Origin of the sequence: Bacillus sp. FSL K6-1338, assembly GCF_038006965.1 — a bacterium.
GTDB lineage: Bacteria > Bacillota > Bacilli > Bacillales > Bacillaceae_G > Bacillus_A > Bacillus_A thuringiensis_S.
In genome coordinates this window covers 1,066,883-1,091,301 of the sequence record NZ_JBBOWI010000001.1, presented here as the reverse complement: position 1 = coordinate 1,091,301, position 24,419 = coordinate 1,066,883, and the positions used below count along the sequence as shown (strand labels likewise).

Here is a 24,419-nt window from a genome sequence, read left to right as displayed (position 1 = left end):
GTCATTTTTTTATAAAATTAAAAGGATCATCTTAGTTTGACAATCCTTTTAGTAAATAAAGTTCAAATAACTCTGCAATTTTTTCTTTTTCTAGCGGTTCATGATTTTTTTCCCAATCAAAAATAAGCGATACATATAGACGAAGCATAATAAATGCTGTAATTTCTGGATCACATTTGCTAATTTCACCTTTTTCAATCGCAATCTTTAAATATGATTGAATAACAGAAACAATTTCCACATCAACTTGTTGCATGACTTCTTGTACTTCTTTCGTTCCCATATCGCGCTCTTCTTGAATTAATTTAATCATGAGCTGATGTTCTTTTCTAAATTCCAAGATGCTATATAATGCTCTATGTACATTTTCAAAAAATGAAACATCTGAACGAATTGCACTTTCTGCAACTTGCTTCATTTCTGTAATTAAATTAGAAATAATTTCACCAAATAGCTCTTCTTTATTTTTGAAAAAAGTATAAATCGTTCCTTTTCCTACATTCGCTAACTTCGCTACTTGATCCATCGTTGTTGCTTTATAACCGAACGCTGAAAAAGACTTTGTTGCAGCTTCAATAATAGAACGTTTTCGATCTATCGCCACATCTCCACCTCCAAAAATGACCAATTGGATAATATAGTCAATCAGTACACCTTTGATATTACCACACGCTTACATTCTAGACAAGTTCTCTTTTTTATTATTTCCAGTATAAAAAAATTCCAGTCAGTGTATATCATACTGTCCATAGTTTATCAGAAGAAAAGAGAAAAGGAAAAGGTGTTCTTAAGATATATGATTAAACCTTACTTCACAACAACAAAATTCCTCTTTTTCAAATAATCAAATAAAAAAACAAGAAAATCTTTACAATTAATAGTAATATAGAAAATAGACAAGTTTATCAAAATAGTGGAGGCTTTTTCAGTCATGATGCGTGCGCTTCGTTTAAATATAAAGCAAGCTTTTTGTAATCGTGTTTCTTTAATTATTATGTTTAGTGGACTAGCTCTTATTTTTATTTACCATTATTATTATGTAATTCGTTACATTGGGGATGGAACGGATGCGTTTGTAACAACAGCTTTTAAATGGATTGGATTTCGCGACAATGAAATGGATGTTTATTTATTATTAATGCCCGTTATTGCTAGTTTCCCCTTTAGTACAAGTTACAATTCGGATAAATCAGATGGTTTTAAACCGTTTGTAAGTAAAGGGATTTCTTTGTTCCCTTATTCAGTAACGAAATATATCGTTACATTCTTTTGTGGCGGACTTCTTTATACATTTCCATTCATCTTATCGTTATTATTTTGCAAATTAACCATTCCAGACGGAGAACCGACGGCTGGTTCAGGCATTATAAATGATAATGGGATGTTTGCAAACTTATATTACGAATCTCCCCTCACTTACATTACTGTATATATCGGAATTAATTTTTTATTTGCAGGTTTAATGGCCCTTTTAGGACTTGCAGCATCTGCGTGGTCACAAAAGGACTATATGGCGATTCTCTTCCCATTTGCAGTTGCCTCCATTCCATACGTCCTGCTAAATACGATATTCCCTACAATAGGCGGAGCGCCTTTTCATTTATATGACCCAAAACAACCGTTGCATGGCATGTCGCCGTATATTTTAACGATGCAATGCACTTTTTTCCTTCTCGTTAGTTTATTCATGTACATACAAGGAGTAAAGCGTGATAGAAAAAAATATAGAAGAAGGTTGCAAAGAAGAGAGCGGTGTAGAAAGGCTTTTCAAGTATAATAAAACCCTAATTTCCTTACTATATTGGAAATTAGGGTTTTATTTACTATTCATTTACGGTGTACCAGCCAATCCCCATAAAATAACAACCGCTACAAAATAAATTGCTTTAATCGCCACTACTAAACATAATGAAGCAATTGCATATTTACTTAATTCTCTTCTTGCACCTATTAAAGTGAAAATAACCGCCAAACTAAATGTTATATAAGAAGTTGCTGTATGTATTAAGTTATACGTAATGTCTAAATTACTTGTAAGTCCTGTTATATCAGCTACAAACTGAAGCATGACGATCGTACTAAAAAAAATTGCAAACTGATTCATTAATTTTCCATTTATTCGTGCTTGCATCGCTGCCCTCCTAACGACTGAATATTCAATTAATTTTATCATCAGATTACAAAAAAAGGAATCATCTCTTTATACTATTGATGCAGAAACAAAAAAGAACGCTCAGTCACCTAAGCGTTCCTTTCTTTAAGAAGCTTTCTTCAAATCAATTTGAGCAAGTACTGGGTCATGATCGCTTACACGTCCGTGCTCTTTCATTATGTTTGAGTTTAAGTGCACTGGATCTACAATTGTGTGCGGTGCGATGTTGTTTGTTACTAAAATATGATCTAACACTTGTGCATTTCCTTCGTGAATGTACGTGTAACGATTCTCTTTCGGCACCGTGTTTAACATATTCTTTAAGTTTGTTCCTTCTAGTGCTTTTAGTGGTTTAGCAAACTCAAAATCGTTCATATCTCCTAACACAACAACTGGTGCATTTGTGTTCTTTTTCTGAATTCCTTGTACAAATTGATTTACTTCTTGTGCTAACTGAATTCGTTTGTCTTCACTTTTTAATACGAGCGGTTGCACTTTTCCAAATGGCGTTGCATCCCCTATTTTTGAGTTTAAGTGATTTGCAACGACAACAACGTTTTGTCCTTGGAACGTAAATTCTGCCGCTAACGGTTTACGTGTACTTTCAAATAATGAACTTTCGTCTCCAATGCGAACCACATTTTTATCAAGTAACTTCGGTACTGCTGCTAATTTCACGCGTGATGGGTTGTAGAAGAAACCGACGCGAATATTCGCTCCTGGTGCTCCTCCGTCTAGATTATTGTTTGGAGCGATTTCTACATACTCATACTTCGGTCCACGAATTTCTAGAACTGCATCAATGATACGTTTTGCGCTCAATGACGCATCTGTTGTACCGTCATTAATTGATCCGTTATTATCTTGCATTTCCTCTACACCGATAATATCTGGCATTTTTAAATTGTATTTAATAGAATACGCTAACGCTTTTACCTTTTCATCTGTTGTTTCTTTTTTATTCGCCGAGAAGTTTTCAATGTTATATGTAGCAACTGTTAACTTATCAAGACGAGGCTGAATATTTGCCCCTACTTGCTTAAATCCACCATCCACTACAGCTGGCAATTCTGTTATTGGCGAAATACGGAAAGAACCGTAATCATATCCTACTACCCCTGTTATATCTCCAGTGAAAGTATCTCCTACTTTTGCTACATAATCGCGAGGCACTTTTACAGAAAGACGCTCTGGGTTTAATTGATTTTCATCTAATAGAGGTGTGCCATATTGTGTTACTATTTTATCTCCACCATTTTTTACTGTTACATATAAATTTCCGTTTTTCTGAGGTGCAATAATTTTTGGTGTTGGCATCGTAACACGCATACCTTCTATACTTTCATAGAAGTCGATTGCATCTTCATTTGGATCAAATAAACCAAATGCATCATTATCAATAATCTGATCCGGGATTTTCACACCGTTTTCCCCAAGTACAATCGGTGCTGGTAAAGATTGATCTTTTGCGATTACAACAACGCGACTCGCCTTAATTTCTGTCGTCGTTAAGTCTGTTTCAAATCGCTCTGCATATCCTGGTCCAACATATTCTTCTACTACTCCATCAACTTGAATAAGATCTCCTACTGCTACATTCGCATCTTTTTTGTATACGTACATACCTTCTGAAGTAGCTGGATCATTATCTAGCTGATTGTCTTCTATATAAAAGCCGTTTTTATCAAGCGCTGTGACAACGCCTTCCACATTGTATACTTTCTTTCCGTTGTAAGGAGACATATGTGATTTTCCTTGAATGTCATGAATACGAACCTGTTCATTATTTACGATAATAAACGAAAACGTCGAAATTGCTGAAGAAGTAAGCCCTTCTTTTTCTGCGATTGCTTTCACTACACTATTTTCATTCACTACAATTTGTCCATTATAACGAACGCTTTTATTAGTAGGATTAGAGCCATCTAACGTATAGTAGATTGTTGCCCCTTCTGTATTCGTCGTTAATGTTACCGCTGTTCCTTTAGCAACTTCTCCACCGTTCGGTGAAGCTACTACATCGCTAACACGGTTTTGGCCTTCACCTTGAAACTTATAAGCTGTTACTGATTTTAAACCTGGGTTACTAAAATATAATTCAAGAGTCCCAGTCAAACTAACTTTCTTCCCGATATTTTCAGGATGATCTTTTACATTCACTGCCGTTCTCACATCACCTTTTGGCAACTGAACAGGCATGATTTTGTCTGGATTCGTTTCGTTTGGCGAATCTGCAATTGCTACGTTTGTATCATCAAACTTAGCTGGATCCTTCGTATATTTAGAAGAACTTTGCGTATATCCAACAATGTACCCTTCCACTATCCCCTTCGTTTTCCCTTGCTGCTTAAATACTTGAATTGCTTTTTCTACTGACATAGAAGCAGTTTCTTCTGCTTGCGCTAAAGTTCCAGTAAATGAAAGCAATAGCAAGAATGATAAAAAGACACTTAACAATTTCTTCACAGCCATTTTCCTCTCCATATTTCATATTTTCTCAGCATTTCTATCATAACAAATGATTCGTTATATAGAACTATTTTTCGACAAATTTTACAAAAGATTTATTTAATTTACAAGCTTTCAACCTATAATACAAAATAATAATTTTACACCTTCTACAAATGCACTCTATAATGTTAGAGAGAGAAAACAGAAAATATCGACATTTGATTGGCATGTAAAATGGATTCATTTGAATAGGAGTGATTGGATGGAAGTGCAAACAGAAACATACCGCGCAGCTATGAATGGAACATTAGAACGTCATTTTTCAGATATGATTGCTGTTATACCAACTAGAATTACAATTGAGCAGTTAAAACAGCGGCTAGAGACTATCGCTACTAAAGTTGATGAGTTAAAAATTGTTTATAGTGATGAGACAAGCCTTATTTTTGAGTTACATATGGATGAAGCAATCATACCGTATGAACTGCATATTGATGAGGCGAATGACCCAGAAGAATACAAAATGTACAATAGACAAGATTCTACAATCGTAGATCGTAATTTTGAAGATGCGGCTTTCGGCACTGAAATTTTCACTCGTACGCTATTTGTAGGCGATGTACTGGACTGCTTTTTCCAGCAGTTACAGTTTTTATGGAATCTCGCCCCAGATTTGTTATTTGTAATCGATTCAAGTGCAGCAATGAAAGTGATATCTAGAAGCTATATTGAATATCACGTTGAAAATGAATTATTACCTGACATTCCTGACTTGTACGTTATTCATTCTGTTTATGAAGACGATAAAGATGATGAGCCTACGCAATATTGGTTTCATACACACGGTCTTTTAAGAGCAGGCGTAACTGAAATAGAGTTAATTATTCCAAATCGCATTTCTTCCTACTACGGCATTAGCGATCTCTTTCAAACATTTGCTAATAATGCGGTTGAAAATGGACAAGTCCCTATGAATGAGCCTATCGTTATCGCGCATAGTCAGCAAGGTTCTATACATACAGTCGCTGTTCCGTGGGAAAAAGGATTATCTTATATAGGGCATAAAACGAGGATGGACCAATTATCTTCAATCGAGGATGAAGAAGTGAAACTACAACCAATAGATGCACAAAATACATTCTTAGGCGGAATGGATGCCCGAGATGAATACCATCAATCTCCATCCGTTCTCTTATTCAAATTTAATACTTCAGAAGAATATATTGAAAGTTTTTTCAAAGAACACGAGGAAGCTACAGGGCTCATGTTCTATAAAACAAATAGTGAAACCAATCGTATGGCTTACAATGCGAAAAATACTTTCGGGTATTTCAGCAACATTTTTCACATTGAACAATCAAATGAAGATTTTCGTTTCCTTGCTAAGTTTGGTGTCTCCTACGAAGAAGGAAAAAGTGAACATATGTGGTTTGAAATGCAAAACATTACGGAAGATTTCATTCAAGGAATACTCATTAATGAACCATATTTTATAGAAGATATGAGTGAAGGAAATAGTTATCATTTAGATTTTGATAACTTAACAGAGTGGGTTATTTATGCAGGAGATGCCGTTATAAAGCCAAATAACTTATATATGTTTATTGGCGAATAAGTATTTTATACAATAAACGAAACGCCTTCAATATAATTGAAGGCGTTTCGTTTATTGTGCGATTAATTCAGCATCTATTACTTTCTCCAAATGAGATAATACACGCTTTGCAGCTTCCTCACCTTGATTAATACAATCTGGAAGTCCAGCACCAGCATAGGAGCTACCTGCCAAGTATATACCAGGCAACTCTTTCTGCATAAATGTTGTGAGCTTTTTCATTCGCTCATTATGGCCTACTGTATATTGAGGCATCGCTTCTTTCCAGCGGCTTACGATTGTAAATTCTGGATCCTCTGTAATATCCATCGTTTTTCTTAAATCTTCTAGTACGAGCTGAACGAGTTCTTCTTCAGTTTGTTCTACAACCGCTTCATCACCAGCACGTCCAACGTAACAGCGAAGGAGTGTTTTTCCTTCTGGCGTTGTATGTGGCCATTTTTTATGCGTCCACGTACATGCTGTAATTGTGTAATCGCTATTTCGTGATACGACAAATCCTGTACCATTAATATCGCGCCGGATTGCTGACTTTTGGAAAGCAAGTGCCACATTCGCAACGGATGTGGCCGGAATATTACGGAAGAAACGAAACTGCTTGTACTGAGCAAACATGGACGGCAATACTTTATGCGAAGTTGCCACTACGATGGCGTCCGCTTCTATTTCTTTTCCATTACTAAGAGTAATTGTATAACCATCACCCTGTTTTGCAACTTTTTCAATGCGAGTTCCCTTTATTATCGTACCTTCATGCATCTTTACTTCGAGAGATTCTACGATAGATTCTAAACCTGTTTTCACTGTTTGGAAGATTCCTTTTTTCGGTTTAGCTTTCTCTTCTTTCGGAGCGAGCGTACGCATACCGAGTGAAATACTGCGATGTTTCTGCTCAATCTGATACATTTGCGGGAATGTTGACATTAAGCTCATTTCATCAATATCCCCTGCATAAATACCCGATAGTAACGGTTCTATTAAGTTTTCAACCACTTCGTTTCCGAGGCGATGTCTGAAAAATTGTCCGAGTGATTGGTCAGATACTGGCTTTGACCTCGGCATTAATAGATCAAAACCAGCTCTTAGTTTACCAATTGGGGAGAACAGCCCGGAAAATAGAAACGGCGTAATTTGCGTTGGAATTCCCATCATTGATCCGCTCGGCATTTTATGTAACCGATTGTTTACGAGGATAAATGATTGACCGGCTTGATTATTTACAAGTTCATCGCCAAGACCTAATTCTTTCACTAATCTAGCTGCACTTTCTTTTCGTGCTAAGAAAGAATCCGGTCCGCGTTCAATTGTAAATCCATCTTTTCGAACGGTTTGAATTTTTCCGCCAAGTTTACCCGATGCTTCTATAAGTAATGTATCAATCGGCAAGTTTTTTTCATGAATATTTTTTTGTAAGTTATACATTGCTGTTAATCCCGTTATGCCTCCGCCGACGATCACAACTTTTTTCCTCAAGCAGGCTCCCCCTTTCTTCTTACAGTACAGATTCTTTTTTCTTTAATACAACATCTGTTAAACAATCAATAAATGCGTCCGATGCATTTGGCATTTCTGGACGATAATATTTCGCACCAATTTCATCCGTTACAACTTTACACTCAAAGTCGTTGTCATATAAAACTTCTAAATGTTCAGCAACAAATCCAACTGGTGCATATACGAATGAAGTATAACCGTGCCTTTCATTTAGTTCTCTCGTTAAATCTTGTACATCTGGACCAATCCAAGGATCTGGTGTGTTTCCTGCACTTTGCCAGCCTACTGCATAGTTTGCTACTTCAGCTCCGCGCGCGATATAATCAGCTGTTTCATTTAATTGATCTGGATATGGATCGCCCATTGCAATAATTTTCTCTGGTAAGCTATGTGCAGATACGATTAATACTGCTTTTTCACGCTCTGCATCTGACATACCGTTATATATACCTTTCACTGCATCAACCCAGTACTGGATGAATTTCGGCTCTTTATACCAGCTATCGATGCCGTGAATTGTTAAGTTCCCAAGTTTCTCAGCTTCTTCTTGTGCTCGTCCAACGTATGATTTCACGCTAAACGTAGAATAGTGAGGTGCAAGAACAAGTGCGATTGCATCTTGTATTCCGTCGTTATGCATATCTTTCACCGCATCTTCAATAAACGGTTCAATATGTTTTAAACCAAGATACATATGGTACTCTACTTCATCTTGCACTTCATTTAAACGCTTCTCTAACTTCTTAGCTTGCTCTAATGTAATAGTAGCTAAAGGAGAAATACCACCAATTGCACGGTAACGCTCTGTTAAATCTTCCAGCATTTCAGGACTTGGCTTTCTTCCTCTGCGAATATGTGTATAGTAACGTTCAATATCTTCTTCTTTATATGGCGTTCCATATGCCATTACAAGCAAACCAATTTTCTTTTTCATACAGCAATTCTCCTTTACTTCGCTAACTGCCCTTTAGAGTATTCATGAATAAATGTAGTTAAACGTTTTAATGTATCTGGATTTACTTCTGGGAATACACCGTGTCCTAAGTTAAAGATATAACCAGGCTCTTTCATCCCTTGATCTAAAATACCTTTTACATGTTCTTCAATAACAGACCATGGCGCAAGTAAGAATGAAGGGTCCATATTTCCTTGTACCGCCTTATGAACGCCGCGTGCACGTGCTTCTTCAATTGGTAAACGCCAGTCTAAGCCGACTACATCAAGCGGTAAATCGTGCCACTCATTCACTAAGTGTGCAGCTCCTACGCCGTGCATAATCATCGGTACACCCATAGGGCGAACTTCTGCAAAAATACGCTCCATTGCTGGTTTAATAAATACGCGGTAATCTGCTACATTTACTGTTCCAACCCAAGAATCGAAAATTTGAACTGCTTTTGCTCCTGCGTTAATTTGCGCTTTTAAATATGTAATAACCATATCTGCTAGCTTATCCATTAAAGCAAACCAAGCTTTTGGCTCTGCATACATGAACGCTTTCGTATTATGGTAGTTACGAGATGGACCGCCTTCAATCATATAGCTCGCTAATGTAAATGGAGCTCCTGAAAAACCGATTAACGGTACGTCTAACATTTCTGTCGTTAATAAACGAATTGTATCTAGTATGTACGGTACATCATCTTCTGGATTGATTTCCCCTAGTTTTTCTACGTCTTGTAAAGAACGGATTGGGTTATCGATAACTGGGCCAATACCTGATTTAATTTCTACATCCACACCAATTGCAGGTAGTGGTGACATAATATCTTTATAAAGAATTGCTGCGTCTACGTTATATTGATCAACCGGCAATTTTGTAACGTAAGCACATAACTCTGGATTGTGTGTAATTTCAAATAAAGAATACTTTTCTTTAATCTTTCTATATTCCGGCTGTGAACGGCCTGCTTGACGCATATACCATGCTGGTACATAATCGGTACGTTCCCCCCTACATGCTTTTAAAAATGTCTCATTTATAGTTCTTACCAAGACCCTTGCTCCCTTCCTTACCAATGCTTCGAATACGTTCGATATTTATCTTTTTTTACTATACAGCTTGTAAAAACAAAATGCATAATATTATGTACGTTGTTCATTAAATTGACACAAACATTCGTAAAAACGCTTACTATTTTCACAACATTCTTATTATAACACAGAGAAAAACTATGGTTTAGCTACTTTTGACTTTTCTCCTTCGCGATTCGTTTGTGAATTATATGGTACAACGTAAAAGCTCGGTTTTGAAAATATGTTAACGAACTTTTCCTCATATTCTCCAGCACCATTTACAGTGCTAACATGCGTATGAATTCCGTTCTCCACTCTATAGATTCGGTACATAATTCTGTTATCTGGAAGTGGCGTCCAACTTAATTTTGCTTTAAATAAACCGAAAGGGCTAAATGATAGTTTCATTTTTACATCTTCAATTTTGCGCAGCCGAATCGGAGCACCGATTGTTTCCACACCTTCAGGCTTCATAAACTTCTCTTTATGTTCTACATTAGCCTTCGTTAAAATTTTCTTAAACAATTTTGTCGCAGATGCACTTTCTCCTTGCAACTGATGTTCCTTATCCGTACGGTCATAACCAATCCAAACAGCGCCTACTAAGTTCGGTGTATAGCCGACGAACCACATATCTCTTGCTCCCTTATCGTCATTTGGCAATGAAGTTGTACCCGTTTTTCCAGCTAGCGCACCGTTATATACACCTGCTCTCGCTGTCCCCTCCTTCACAACTCCTTCTAACATTTTCGTCATATACCATGCCGTCTGTTTCGAAAAAATTTTCGTCTCTACTTTCGGTGATTCCCCAATGACTGCACCGTGTCTATTTAATACTTTATCAATAACGTGCGGCTCGATAATATTTCCATTTGCTAAAAATGAACGATACATTTTTACAAGATCAAATGTTGAAACGCCATTTTTCAATCCGCCAAGCGCTGTACTTAAACCAGCATCTGCAATATGGACATTTCCTTTTTCTAAATATTGCTTTCCTTCTTCTACCCCTAACTCATTTAATAAAGAAACTGCCGGTACGTTTGCCGACTCTAAAATCGCATCATACATCGTCATTTCTTTTGAATACTCATGATTATAATTTCGAGGTTCATACCCTTCAAAAGAATTTCTTTCATTCGTTAATAAAGAATACGGATTATACTTTTTCGTTTCTAGTGCTGGTGCATAAACGATAAGTGGTTTTAAAACAGATCCGGGCTGCCTTTTGGCAAAAACACGATTAAATCCTCTCGGGACGTACTTTCTTCCCCCAATCGCCGCTTTAATCCCTCCCGTATGATTATCCATTAATAAAAATGCACCTTGTGCCCCTTCTTCTTTCCCAGGAAAATTCCTTGCATCTTGAAACTGGTTATACGCTACCTTTTGAATTTTTTCATCCATAGGTACGACAAACGTATATCCTCCGCGAAGTACTTCTTGATGAGACAATCCGTATAAACGAGCTGCTTCATCTATGACCATATCAATATACGGCATATATGCGAGCTCATTTTCGTCTAAGTTTTTATATAAAGCAATCGTCTTTCCTTGATAACGTACGCTATCTTCGGCAGTCAAATAGCCTTGTTTATGCATAAGTGACAATACTAGATCGCGGCGTTCCTTACTCTTCTCTGCAGAATAGTACGGTGAATATCCGTTTGGTGACTTCGGAAGGCCTGCAAGCATTGCCCCTTCCTCTACTGTTAAATCCTCAACATTTTTATTAAAATACAGCTTTGCTGCTGCTTGAATACCGTAAGCCCCATGACCAAAATAAATATGATTCATATACATTTCAAGAATTTGTTGCTTCGTATATTTTTGCTCTAATTGAAGAGAAATTGCGACTTCCTTCAATTTGCGCGTAAATGTTTTTTCACGAGTTAAAAAGACATTTTTAGCGAGTTGCTGCGTAATGGTACTACCGCCCTCTAGCTTTTCTCCAGCTAACGTATCTTTATAAAGAGCACGGAATATAGACGGATAATCAATTCCTTGATGCTCATAAAAACGAGAATCTTCCACCGCAACAAACGCCTGCTGCACATACTTCGGAATTTGCTCGATCGGTACGAGCTCCCTATTTTCTACGTATAATTTCGTAATTTCTTTCCCTTTCTGGTCAACGATACGTGATGAAGAGTGGAAAACGAGCTGCTTTTCATCCATCATATAGCCACCAGCTAACACGATAAGTTTATAGAGTACAATCGCTACTATAAACGTTGCGACGCCACCTAATAAAGTCCACTTTACTTTCTTCATACATCGGCCTTCTTTCCAAATGATGGTACATTTATTATTTGAAAAAGAAGTATCTTTATGTATATAATCTTCGAAGTTTTTTAAGAGAGTTGATATAATAGAAACAAACTATTAAGGGGGCATTAAAATGAAGGCTATTATTTCATACGAAACACCTCTAGAACAAGCACATTTCACTGCAAAAAATGATGAGAAAAATATGTTTTATAAAGAAAATACAGAAGAATCTGTAGAAGGCTCACTTCAGTATGACGTACTAGATGCTGTCGGTGAATTTAAAGGACAACCTGGCTATATCGTTTGTAACAATATTTCTGTAACAGACGAAGGTCGCCCAGTATTTGAAAACCGTTTTAAAAACCGTGCAGGCCTTATTGAAAACGAACCAGGATTCCAAGCGATCCGTGTTCTACGCCCATTAAGTAACGATACATATGTCATCTTAACGATGTGGGAAACGGAGCAAAACTTTAAAGACTGGACAGAATCACGTTCATTCGAAAACGCTCATAAAAAACGTCCTGCACAAGCAGAAGGACAAGCACAGGCACAGGCGCATCCACATGCCGAACAGCAAAAGAGTATTTTCTCTCGTCCGTCGTTCGTGACTACTTTTGATGTGTTAGTTTAATTAAAAAGTAATACAACACTATCAGTACGTGAAATTATATTAACGATTTTTCGAATATATCTATCATATCTTTGAATATATCAACGATTTTTTCAATTTATCTATCACATCTTGAAATATATCAACGATTTTTTCAATTTATCTATCACATCTTGAAATATATCAACGATTCGACTAAAGGTATCCATTTAATAAGAAAAAGGAAACACCACTACACATCGGTGTTTCCTTTTTCTTTGTACCAATTATATATACGAAGCGAATCTTTTTTTCTCATATGCTTTACTTCATAACCGCGCCCGGCTACCGCTACAAGAGTTGTACATAATTCATCTTTTCTTTGAAAATACGATTGATTATAACCTACTGCTTGAACATGTCTTCTTCGCATTATTCCTGTATATTTCGAAAAATTACGATATACAACCGTTAGTTGATTTTCTCTTAATTCATAACCACCACTTTTATATCTAGCATACGCAAGTAACGAAAACACGATAAATAACGGTAAAATAACAAACAACGCAATATATTGTTTAAAATATATACTCACGCTGGCAATTAGAACTGTGAGTATGATACTTATTAACCAGCCCATAATGAAATAACGACGCAACGCTGTTTTTGGTAAGTGAACGATCTCCGCTTCGATTTCATAAGGTAACTCTAAATATGTGAGCAGGTGCTGTACATCTTTTTTCTTCATAAATGGATGCAACATTACTTCGTTACTTGCTGCTCCAATACTTTGAATTGCTTCCACTTCAACAGCACAATAGCCAAACGGCTGGCGAAGCATACCTTCTTTTACAGTAATCGCTTGAATGCGGTGCAATTTTAAGACAAACTCTTTCTTTTCAAATAATCCTTGAACGATACGAATCTCTTCCCCTTTTCGCCCAATTTTAAAGTTTGCATATTTCAACACATATCCAGCCGTGGAAATAATCCATGAAATTGCCATTAAAATTAATGCAATTACAATTAGTTTATAAACACCGTTTCCCATCACATACGCTTCTACTTTACTTGTGAATCCTTCAGGAAGAACAAAATCAAACTTTGTGTAAAGAAGTACTAGTCCAGAGAACACTAGTCCGAACCGACCAGATGTAATCGCTGCGGCTAAAACCTCTTTCGCTGTTAACTGATAAACCGTCTTGCTTTCTTCCTCTTCTATTTCTTCTTTTACAGTAGTTTCTTTCTTATGTAATACAGAGATTAAATGTTTTGCCTCGTCTTCTTTAATACCAGCCAACATCACTTCTGGTTCATTACCACCACCGGCTACTTCTATATTTAACTTCATGAGTCCGAGCATTTGATAAATGAAGTTAGAAGACGTACTAATATTTTGTACACGCTCTTTATTTAAATAGCTTTCCTTCTTTACAAAAACACCGTGCTTTACATGTAACATATTATTCTCAATCCAGTACACTTTAAAATACCATTTAATTGCTGAAAAAATAGCCATGATGAATAAAACAACCAGAAGGAAAAGATAAAATAAATACCAAGGTTCCACTTGTTCATCAGGTTTAAATAAAACAAGAATAATAAGTGGCAACAAACTCGCAACCCTAATACCTAACAATATCGTGATCGGATGTTGCCTCTTATACATCCTCATCACTCACTTTCGCAAGTTCTCCAATTTGTCTTTTCAGCTGTTCTGCTTCTTCTTTCGTTAAACCTGGGATACTATGAGAAGTTGCGGCTGTTGAAATGTGTAATTCTGCTAAATTATACTTTCTCATAATCGGCCCTTGCTCAATCGTTACGTGCTGCACACGGATCATCGGAATAAGTACGCGTTCTACAACAAACATTCCCTTTTGAATCTCAATCTCTTCTTCATTTAATCTGTAACTATAATAGCGCTGACGTAAATTTGGAAACACAAAATAATCAAGTGGAATAAATGTAATGGCTCCTGTTACTAATAGTCCAAACAACCACCCCCACCAGTTAAAGTTAATCATGAAAAAGAAATATGCAATTACGACTGTTAGTATAACTGCCGCCCCAATTAAAGCGTGAATCCTCCACACTTTCAGCATATTAGAATGAATCTCCCTTTCTAACGGCTGCATCTCATCACTCCAATTCTATGAATTTATTACTTATATATTATCAAAAAATAAGGTTTTATATACATTTTTGTAAATTTATAGTCAAATAAATATAAGTGAATCAAAAGCATGTTAAAAAACATATATTATAAATATGAATTATATTAGACCAAATAAACCCTGCATGATTCATGCAAGGTTTATCGTTTTATACACAATATATTTCATCATTGTTGAGATATACTAGCATCGCTTTCAATTCGATTTTCTTTTTGACTCAGTTTTTTATCTTTAGATTTTTTTAATGTTAAAGTCATGCCAATAAAAATAAAAAGAATTCCTGTTATTTGCATTAAAGTTGGACGGAATCCAGTAAGTACAGTATCTAATAATATTGCCACTGCCGGATCTAAAAAAACTAATATTGAGATTGTTTTTGTAGATAAATGGCGTAAACTATCAAAAAACAGATAATACACTATCCCAGTGTGAATAAAACCAGTAGCTATAATATATGTCCAATTACTTTGAGTGAGGCCACTAAAAGCATCTAAATCTATAAATGGTATTAAAAGAAATATCCCCAAGAATGTTTGTAAAAATGTCATTGCATACGCACTCATTTTGTTAATCCCTTTACCAAATAAAGTTGTAAATGCATAAAAGAGAGCTGCAAGAAATCCCCATATCATACCTGAAGACATTAATGAGCCTACAGAGAAGCTTCCATCGATACCAGCAATTAATAAAGCTCCCACAAAACACACAATTATTGAAATGATAGATATTAATGTTAATTTTTCTTTAAAGACGATACTTCCAATTAACAGTACAATTACTGGTGCAAGATGATAAACTGAGATAGCAATTGTAACTGACATATTTTCAAAGGCTTTAAATAAGAAAACCCAATTAAATACTAAGAAAAAGCCACATATTAAAACTTGAATAACTTCTTTTCGTTCCCATTTATCTTGTTTATATTGCCCTGTAAGCAACCAGCATACACTTAAAAATATTGTCGCAAAAATACACCTTACAAACACTAATTCAAACGAAGGCAAGTTTGTTTGAACAGAAAAAAATCCAACTGATCCAAAGATAACCATTGATGCTATCATCTTTAAGGCCGGTACCGTTTTCTCTTGCTTAAAACTTTTTTGAAACAAATTAATCCCCCTCCAATAAAAAAATCTGTTTATAGTGAGAAAAACACCAGCCTAAAAAAGGACAGGTGCTTTTCCTCAAAAACACTCAACTACAAGTTTTTCCCAGCAGTCCAACCACCATCAATTACAAAATTAGAACCAGTAATAAAGCGGGCCTGATCAGAAATCAAGTACTCAATACATGAAACAATATCCTGCGGCAATCCCCAAGTATCTAAAGATTGATTACTTTTTATCATAGACATCAATGCTTTATTACTAAAGTATTCTTCTGTAAGTTCAGTTCTAATAACACCGGGAGAAATGCTATTTACCCTTATATTTTGCTTCCCAAATTCCATAGCCATCTGTTTAGTCAATCCGATTAAGGCATGCTTTGATGCCACATAAGCAGCTCGCTCTGGTTCAGCCATTAATCCAGAAACCGATGCTATATTCACAATACAACCTTTTATTTTCGATTCACACCATCGCTTCGCTACTTCCCTAGAAAGTATAAATGGGGCTACTAAATTTACATCAATTACTTTTTTAAACATGTCATCGGATAAATTTAAAACAGGTGTTATCTCTCGAATACCAGCAGCATTTATTAATATATCAGGAGAAAGCTTTTCTAAATCTAATTGAGTAAAAAGATTACGAATCGCTTCACTATTACTTAAATCAATTTGCACTACTTTCAAAGGCATATCTGTTTTCATATAATCTATTAAGTTATTATTATTAATATCAAGAGCTATTACATGAAAGGATTTTTCTAAAAAGTATTTTATACAAGCATGACCTATACCGCTATTGGCTCCAGAAATCATAATTATTTTATTCTCTCTCATTTTGTCTCCTTATAAGAAAATGTTACTAATAAAATATCACGAAAAGCTTCAGTACTACATTCTGTTCCAAGTGGCGTTACGGCATGGAAAACCTTTTGTCCAAATACTAAAGTTTCTAAAGGCTCCTTCAAACTTATAAACTGATTAATTTCCCTTGGAGAATTAGCTATTAAATTATCTCCGCCAATAGCTGTATTACTTAAATTCATAAGGTGTAAAAACACTACTGGTTCATCATCTTTATGTAACCAAATAGGTGAACTAAAAGATGGTCTTTCTTTAGTAGCTTTATATCTTACTTGATGTAAACCTATAATTAAATCTTTACTTGTATCTATTATATTTGTTTTAAATGCAAATTCAGTATCGAAACGCACGATATTTTGAATTAAAGGATTATATAAAAAACTATCATTTATGCTATGGAACTGTCTAACTTTACCGCCATCATCATAGTTATATTCTTTAGATTGGAAGTAATCATTACTATTATCTAAAATATAATCTGGTGAATCAACATACTTTATATACCTTGAATAAGATCTAGCACGGCATTCACCGTACGCATCATCTTCCAAATTATAATAATCTAACTGTGCTTGTGTTAATAAACGATGATTCTCTTCCTCTTGTAAAAAGATTTCATTTGAGATTTCAAGGAATCCCTTAGATTCAAATTCATGTACCTTTTCTTCTATGCTAAAGCCACTCATTTTACTAAGAACAAACGTCATTATAAAAACCTCCACACTATTGTATTTTTCTTTCTCACCCTATGTTAGAAATGCAATAAGTAACCGAGATTCTTGCTTAATAAAATTAAAAATTATGATATTCAATTAATACACCAAATGAAATATATGTAATCCATTAAAACTATTTCTTAAGCAATATTATATATCCTCTTGGTTATTTTTTCTAATTATCTGAAGATTTTTCAACATTAGTCTTAATATTCAAAATTAAAGAAATGTATTTTTCAGAAAGAGAAAACTGCGAGTATTGCAATTATTTATGTATATAACTTTTTTTAAAATTATATTTTAAATATAACTAGTTTTTTATAATTTTTTTGATATAATTACATACGGGAAACGGGAAGAATTTTGTCTTCCCAAGTGTTTTTATTTGCATCTAGTTCTTTTGCTAGATGCCTTTTTTTATGTTAAAAAAGGTATCCTCAAATACTTTGAGGATACCTTTTCACTTTTATTATCTCTGCTGTTTTCTACCTAATACGAGTAATCCAAAACTCATCATTACAAGAAGTGCTCCCATATATGGTTCCACAGGCATTTTCTGCCCTGTCTTTGGTAATTCTTTTTCCGGTTTTTCTGGACCCGGTGTTCCAGGTTTTTCTGGACCTGGTGTTCCAGGTTTTTCTGGATTCGGTGTTCCAGGTTTCTCTGGATCTGGTGTTCCAGGTTTCTCTGGATCTGGTGTTCCAGGCTTTTCTGGATCTGGTGTTTCTGGAACTGGTGGTGCTAAATGATTCAATTTGTTTAATACTTCTAATTGAACTGCATTTATCATTCCATTTGTAATTTCAAATGGAATTGGATTAGTTAATTTTTCATATCCTTTTGGTGCTTCTACTTCTACTAGTGTGTAGTTACCTACAGATAAATCTGCGATTTTTGCCTTTCCATCTTTATCTGTTGTTACTTTCACTACTACTTTTCCCGCTTCATCATGAACTTCAAACACAGCTCCTGATAAGACTTCCTTGCTTTCAGCAGCCATTTTTGTAATCTCCACTGAACCTTTGTCTAACTGTTCATTCTCTACTTTCAATGATAAGACTTTCGTCATACCTTTTTTAATTTCGAATGATACTGGTTCCGTTAACTTCTTATAACCTGGTAAGCTCTTCGTCTCTACTAATTTATATTTTCCTACTGATAGATCTGAAACGTTTGCTTTTCCTTCTTCATCTGTCGTTATTTCAGTTACTATTTTGCCTTGCTCATCTTGTACTTCGAAGACTACGGCTTCTAATGCTTTTTGGCTATCTTTATCTACTTTTGTTACTTCTACATTTCCCTTGTCTAACATTTCATTTTCTACTGTTAAAGCAAGAGATTTTGTCATACCCTTTTCAATTTGGAAAGTAATTGGATCTACTAATTTTTTATATCCTTTTGGTGCTTTTACTTCTACTAACTTGTATGTGCCAACTGATAAATTAGTGACTTGTGCTTGTCCTTTTTTATCTGTCGTTATTTTAGCGACTACTTGTCCTGCTGCATCTTGAATCTCAAATACTGCATCAGCTAAAGCATCTTTATTTTCTTTATCTACTTTTGTAATTTCTACATTTCCTACATCCACTAATTCATTTTCTACAGTCAATTGTAATGCTGTAACTCTACCTTTTTCAATTTCGAATGAAACTGGCTTTTCTAGTGGTTTGTATCCTACCGGTGTTTCTACTTCTACTAACTCATACTTTCCAATAGATAAATCTGAAACTGTTGCTGTTCCTTCTTTATCTGTCGTTACTTTCGCAACTACTTTTCCTTTTGAGTCACGTACTTCAAATACAACATTTTCTAATGGTGCTTTACTGTCTTTATCTATTTTTGTGATTTCTACATTCCCCGTATCTACCATTTCATTTTCTACAGTGAACGTTAAAGATTTTGTCATACCTTTTGTAATTTCAAATGGTACAGGCTTTTCTAATTTTTTGTAGCCTGGTAAACTATCTACTTCTACTAGCTTGTACTTTCCTACTGATAAATCTGAAACTGTTGCTTTTCCAGCTTTATCTGTCGTTACTTTCGTTACTACCTTGCCTTTGTCGTCTTGAACTTCAAAGACTACCCCTGCTAACGGTGCCTTATTATCTTTATCTATTTTTGTAATTTCTACATTTCCCGTATCTACCATTTCATTTTCTATTTTTAATGATAGAACTTCTGTCATTCCTTTTTTGATTTCAAACGATACTGGTTCTGTTAATTGTTTGTAACCTGGTAAGCTTTCTTTCTCTACTAATTTGTACTTTCCTACAGATAAGTCTGAGATTTTTGCTTTACCATTTTTATCTGTTTTTACTTCCGTTACTACTTTGCCTTTTTCATCTTGCACTTCGAAGACTACATCTTCTAATACTTTTTTACTATCTTTATCTACTTTTGTAATTTCTACTGAACCTTTATCTACTAGTTCATTCTCTACTTTTAATGATAAGACTTCTGTCATACCCTTTTTAATTTCCAATGATACTGGCTCTGTTAGCTTTTTGTAGCCTGGTAAGCTTTCTACTTCTACTAGTTTGTAATTTCCTACAGATAGATTTGAAATTTTCGCTTTTCCTTCTTTATCTGTTGTTACTTTCGTTACTACTTTGCCTTTTTCATCTTGCACTTCGAATGTTACGCCTTCTAATAACGCGCCACTTTCTTTGTCCACTTTTGTAATTTCTACTGAGCCTTTATCTAACTGTTCATTCTCTACTTTTAATGATAAGACTTCTATCATACCTTTTTTGATTTCGAATGATACTGGCTTCGCTAGTTTTTTATATCCTGGTAAGCTTTCTACTTCTACTAGCTTATATTTTCCTACTGATAAATCTGAAATTGTTGCTTTTCCATCTTTATCTGTTTTTACTTTCGTTACTACTTTGCCTTTTTCATCTTGCACTTCGAATGTTACGCCTTCTAATAACGCGCCACTTTCTTTGTCTACTTTTGTAATCTCTACTGAACCTTTATCTAACAGTTCGTTCTCTACTTTCAATGATAAAACTTTCGTCATACCTTTTTTGATTTCGAATAATACTGGTTCTGTTAATTTTTTGTAACCTGGTAAGCTTTCTTTTTCTACTAATTTATACTTTCCTACTGATAAATCTGAAATTGTTGCTTTTCCTTCTTTATCTGTCGTTACTTCTGTTACTACTTTGCCTTTGTCGTCTTGAACTTCGAAGACTACGCCTTCTAATAATTTTTGACTATCTTTATCTACCTTTGTAATTTCTACATTTCCCTTGTCTAATATTTCGTTTTCTACTGTTAAAGCAAGAGATTTTGTCATGCCTTTTTCAATTTGGAAAATAATCGAATCTACTAATTGTTTATATCCTTTTGGTGCTTTTACTTCTACTAACTTGTATGTGCCGACTGATAAATTAGTAACTTGTGCTTGTCCTTTTTTATCTGTCGTTATTTTAGCGACTACTTGTCCTGCTTCATCTTGAATTTCAAAGACTGCATCAGCTAAAACATCTTTATTTTCTTTATCTACTTTTGTAATTTCTACATTTCCTGTATCTACTAATTCATTTTCTACTGTTAGCTTTAATGCTGTTACTCTACCCTTTTCAATGTCGAATGAAATTGGCTTTTCTAGTGGTTTGTATCCTGCCGGTGTTTCTACTTCCACCAACTCATACTTCCCAATAGGTAAATCTGAAACGTTTGCTTTTCCTTCTTTATCCGTCGTTACTTTCGTAACTACTTTTCCTTTTGAATCACGTACTTCAAATACAACATTTTCTAATGGAGCTTTACTATCTTTATCTATTTTTGTTATCTCTACATTCCCTGTATCCACCATTTCATTTTCTACTTTTAATGATAGAACCTCGGTCATGCCTTTTTTGATTTCAAATGATACTGGTTTTTCTAGCTTTTTATAACCAGGTAAACTTTCTACCTCTACTAATTCATACTTTCCTACAGGTAAATCTGAAACATTTGCTTTTCCATCTTTATCTGTCGTTACTTTTGTAACTTCATTACCCTTTTCATCTTGGACGATGAATGTTACTCCCGCTAACGGTGCTTTATTATCTTTATCTATCTTTGTTATCTCTACATTTCCCGTATCTACCATTTCATTTTCTATTTTTAATGATAGAACTTCAGTCATGCCTTTTTTGATTTCAAATAATACTGGATCTGTTAGTTTCTTATAGCCTGGTAAACTTTCTTTCTCTACTAATTTGTACTTTCCTACTGATAGATCTGAGATTTTTGCTTTACCATCTTTATCTGTTTTTACTTCCTTTACTACTGTTCCAGCTTCATCTTGCACTTCAAAGACTACGCCTTTTAATGCTTTTTTGTTGTCTTTATCTACTTTTGTAATTTCTACTGAACCTTTATCTAACTGTTCATTTTCTACTTTCAATGATAGGACTGTTGTCATACCTTTTGTAATTTCGAATGATACTGGTTCTGTTAGCTTTTTGTAGCCAGGTAAACTTTTCGTCTCTACTAATTTGTACTTTCCTACTGATAAATCTGAGATTTTTGCTTTACCATCTTTATCTGTTTTTACTTCTGTTACTACTTTTCCTTGCTCATCTTGCACTTCGAAGACTACGCCTTCTAATACTTTTTGACTATCTTTATCTATTTTTGTAATTTCTACTGAGCCTTTGTCTAACTGCTCATTTTCTACTTTTATTGATAAAGCTTTTGTCATACCTTTTGTAATTTCAAATAGTACTGGTTCTGCTAGATTTTTGTAACCTGGTAAGCTTTTCGTCTCTACTAATTTGTACTTTCCTACTGATAGATCTGAAACGTTTGCTTTTCCATCTTTATCTGTTACTACTTTTCTTACTACGCCATCTTTCTCATCTTGGACTTCAAATTCGACACCGGCTAATACTGCCCCGTTTTCTTTGTCCACTTTTGTAATTTCTATATTCCCTTTGTCTACCATTGCATTTTCCACTTGTATTGGGAATATGCCGTCCCCTGTTACATTTACTTCCAACTCTGTTTCTTTTAATTGGTAGCCTTCAGGTGCTTTTGTTTCTTTTAAAATATATTTTCCTGGTGCTAACGGTTTAGAGATTGCCTTACCATCTTTATCTGTAACAATATGTTCGACTACTACACCGTCTTTTACTATATCAAACTCTGCATTTTCCAATGGTTTTTCACCATTTTCCGAATCAATTTTCTTTACTTCAATTTGACCCTTTTGCATAGTATTTTTAATTTCAATTGTTTTTGTTTCTCCAGCTTGAAGTGTAACCTCTACTGGGCTTGTTAATTTTTGATATCCTTCTGGTGCTACTGTTTCATAAACTTTATACGTCCCAGGAGCTAAAGTTTGAGGTACTGAAAAACCTTTTTCGTCCGTTTTTAGTTTTGCAACAACTTCATTTGCACTATTTCGAACTTCAAATTCGGCACCTTTTAACCCTTTATTCGGATTCTCAGAATCTGTTTTATGAATCAGTACTGTACCATCTTTTGGAGCTTCAGGCGGCGTAATAGTTACTTCTTTTGATGTTAATGTTTTATCATCAAAATGCAATTCCGCTTTATTAGGAATCTTCTTATCTACGTAAGAAGATAAGTCTGCATTATTTTTTATTTTCGCCTTGATACTGAGATTGATTATCTGGTCTTCATATGACTTATAGTCAAAACTCTCACCAAACGTAAATGTTACTTCACTTCTTTGTTTATCTATATTTAACGTTCCTTTAGAAGTAATATCTTGGCCATTTTGATCATACACTTTTGCCTCTAATACTTCTAAAACATCTTCTAAATCATCACTAATTACCATAGATGTGTATTTAGGAGGATCGTTCGGTATATGTGTACCAACTTGGTATTGAATAACTTGATCCATTTGTGTTAACTGCTCATTCTCTACAAGCTTGCCATTCTCATCAACTATATTTTTTTCAATGCTAGGTGGATTATTGTCACCTGAACCGGATCCTCCTCCACCACTTACAAATACTTGTCCTACTTTTTCTTCAGTTTTAATATTTTTACCTTCTAATTTCACAGTATTTTTATGAGGCTTTGCAGCAGGATTTGTAACCTTTGTTTTATATCTTAAAATATAACCTTTTGAACTGTCTGGAAACTCAATTGTAAATCCAGTCTTCGTTGCATTTATTTTAATGTTAGATAAATCTGCTGGCTTAATATTTGTTGGTGCATAACCATCTTCAAATACAGCCTCTTCTAATACTACGCTGTCTGTAATTAACTCATGCCCAGGTCCTAATGTATCTGTTAATTTAAGATCTTGCATTTCTGTTCCAGTTGCATTTACGTATACAAGCCAATCAGCAATTGAAGGATCTTCTTGATTATAAGAACCCCATTTCAATAAATTTTCCGTATTGGGCTGTGGCTTCGGTCTCTCTGTCGTATTATTTACACTTACTTCTTTATTGACGATTTGACCATCAACGTTAAATTCTAATGGAATTTCTTTAACACCATCATATGCTTCTAGACCAAAGTAGAATTCTACGAATAAAGAGCCTTTAATGTTATTCTTTCCTTCTACGTAATCACCCATAGTACACGTTAATAGACCCTTTTTCATCTCACATGTACCAACTGTTTTTCCTTCAGCATCTTTTAAAGGAAAACTCATATTCATAAGGTCTTTTCGAAACTCTTTTGGCATATCAATTGTGAATTGATCTCCACTTTTTATTTTTTCTTTAGCTGACCACTTCACTTCTACTTTCATACCATCTGAGGCTTGATACGGTTCAGATGTCGTGCCATCAGTACGGGAAATATTAATTTCGTCCACTGGACTTTTCATCACAGCAGCTTGAATAACTGGAGCCCACACATTCAGCACTGAAAATAATACTAGAAAAACTAATGAAACCATTGAAATATGCCTTTTAGTACTTTTCATTTGCATAGTTCCCTCCTATTTTTTTATATTTATATAACAAAAAAAGACCGTCCGGT

General features: G+C 34.9%; 16 protein-coding genes. 3 read left to right on the top strand and 13 right to left on the bottom strand.

Features of this window, described 5'->3' with window-relative positions; all coding sequences use genetic code 11:
- Nucleotides 1–31: 31 nt before the first annotated feature.
- Nucleotides 32–604, bottom strand: a complete 573-nt coding sequence (locus NZ044_RS05745; RefSeq protein ID WP_000963381.1) for a TetR/AcrR family transcriptional regulator — start codon at nucleotides 602–604, stop codon at nucleotides 32–34.
- A gap of 327 nt (nucleotides 605–931) precedes the next feature.
- Between NZ044_RS05745 and NZ044_RS05740 the strand changes: the two genes are divergently transcribed.
- Nucleotides 932–1,777 carry a hypothetical protein gene (locus tag NZ044_RS05740; RefSeq protein ID WP_000984163.1) on the top strand — a complete coding sequence of 282 codons (846 nt, stop codon included), beginning with the start codon at nucleotides 932–934 and terminating at the stop codon, nucleotides 1,775–1,777.
- A 54-nt stretch (nucleotides 1,778–1,831) separates the two neighbouring features.
- Here NZ044_RS05740 and NZ044_RS05735 read toward each other — a convergent pair whose 3' ends face one another.
- Together NZ044_RS05735 and NZ044_RS05730 are read right to left on the bottom strand one after the other, a co-directional pair.
- A complete protein-coding gene (locus tag NZ044_RS05735; RefSeq protein ID WP_001148894.1) occupies nucleotides 1,832–2,131 on the bottom strand; it encodes a hypothetical protein in 300 nt (99 codons plus the stop codon).
- Between the two features lie 126 nt (nucleotides 2,132–2,257).
- A complete protein-coding gene (locus NZ044_RS05730) occupies nucleotides 2,258–4,624 on the bottom strand; it encodes a DUF6359 domain-containing protein (protein WP_016097880.1) in 2,367 nt (788 codons plus the stop codon).
- Between the two features lie 241 nt (nucleotides 4,625–4,865).
- On the opposite strand from NZ044_RS05730, the gene NZ044_RS05725 reads away from it, so the two are divergent.
- The gene (locus NZ044_RS05725; RefSeq protein ID WP_118961633.1) at nucleotides 4,866–6,218 is read left to right on the top strand and encodes a DUF4026 domain-containing protein; all 1,353 of its coding nucleotides are present in this window, start codon (nucleotides 4,866–4,868) and stop codon (nucleotides 6,216–6,218) included.
- 51 nt (nucleotides 6,219–6,269) lie between these two features.
- Here NZ044_RS05725 and hemY read toward each other — a convergent pair whose 3' ends face one another.
- The 4 genes from hemY to NZ044_RS05705 form a co-directional block, all read right to left on the bottom strand.
- On the bottom strand, nucleotides 6,270–7,691 hold the full coding sequence (gene hemY, locus NZ044_RS05720) for a protoporphyrinogen oxidase (RefSeq protein WP_001228109.1): 1,422 nt from the start codon (nucleotides 7,689–7,691) through the stop codon (nucleotides 6,270–6,272).
- Nucleotides 7,692–7,710: 19 nt separating this feature from the next.
- Nucleotides 7,711–8,646 (bottom strand): ferrochelatase, encoded by a 936-nt coding sequence (hemH, locus tag NZ044_RS05715; RefSeq protein ID WP_000726782.1) that lies wholly within the window; start codon nucleotides 8,644–8,646, stop codon nucleotides 7,711–7,713.
- A 14-nt stretch (nucleotides 8,647–8,660) separates the two neighbouring features.
- On the bottom strand, nucleotides 8,661–9,707 hold the full coding sequence (hemE, locus tag NZ044_RS05710) for a uroporphyrinogen decarboxylase (RefSeq protein ID WP_000252608.1): 1,047 nt from the start codon (nucleotides 9,705–9,707) through the stop codon (nucleotides 8,661–8,663).
- A gap of 177 nt (nucleotides 9,708–9,884) precedes the next feature.
- The gene (locus NZ044_RS05705; RefSeq protein ID WP_042597272.1) at nucleotides 9,885–12,002 is read right to left on the bottom strand and encodes a transglycosylase domain-containing protein; all 2,118 of its coding nucleotides are present in this window, start codon (nucleotides 12,000–12,002) and stop codon (nucleotides 9,885–9,887) included.
- 127 nt (nucleotides 12,003–12,129) lie between these two features.
- Between NZ044_RS05705 and hmoB the strand changes: the two genes are divergently transcribed.
- Nucleotides 12,130–12,633: a heme-degrading monooxygenase HmoB gene (gene hmoB / locus NZ044_RS05700; RefSeq protein WP_079245157.1), complete on the top strand. Its 504-nt coding sequence runs from the start codon at nucleotides 12,130–12,132 to the stop codon at nucleotides 12,631–12,633.
- Between the two features lie 211 nt (nucleotides 12,634–12,844).
- Here hmoB and NZ044_RS05695 read toward each other — a convergent pair whose 3' ends face one another.
- From NZ044_RS05695 to NZ044_RS05670, 6 genes are all read right to left on the bottom strand, one after another.
- The gene (locus NZ044_RS05695; protein ID WP_000278153.1) at nucleotides 12,845–14,260 is read right to left on the bottom strand and encodes a PH domain-containing protein; all 1,416 of its coding nucleotides are present in this window, start codon (nucleotides 14,258–14,260) and stop codon (nucleotides 12,845–12,847) included.
- Complete coding sequence (locus NZ044_RS05690) at nucleotides 14,253–14,729, bottom strand: PH domain-containing protein (RefSeq protein ID WP_001182720.1); 477 nt, start codon at nucleotides 14,727–14,729, stop codon at nucleotides 14,253–14,255. Before NZ044_RS05690 ends, NZ044_RS05695 begins: the two co-directional genes overlap by 8 nt.
- Before the next feature lie 206 nt (nucleotides 14,730–14,935).
- Entirely contained in the window at nucleotides 14,936–15,877 is a 942-nt protein-coding gene (locus tag NZ044_RS05685; protein ID WP_052658746.1) for a DMT family transporter, read from the bottom strand.
- 89 nt (nucleotides 15,878–15,966) lie between these two features.
- A complete protein-coding gene (locus NZ044_RS05680; protein ID WP_001208945.1) occupies nucleotides 15,967–16,713 on the bottom strand; it encodes an SDR family NAD(P)-dependent oxidoreductase in 747 nt (248 codons plus the stop codon).
- On the bottom strand, nucleotides 16,710–17,447 hold the full coding sequence (locus NZ044_RS05675) for a 2OG-Fe dioxygenase family protein (RefSeq protein ID WP_000144818.1): 738 nt from the start codon (nucleotides 17,445–17,447) through the stop codon (nucleotides 16,710–16,712). Before NZ044_RS05675 ends, NZ044_RS05680 begins: the two co-directional genes overlap by 4 nt.
- 478 nt (nucleotides 17,448–17,925) lie before the next feature.
- A complete protein-coding gene (locus tag NZ044_RS05670) occupies nucleotides 17,926–24,369 on the bottom strand; it encodes a SpaA isopeptide-forming pilin-related protein (protein ID WP_340949613.1) in 6,444 nt (2,147 codons plus the stop codon).
- Nucleotides 24,370–24,419: the final 50 nt, after the last annotated feature.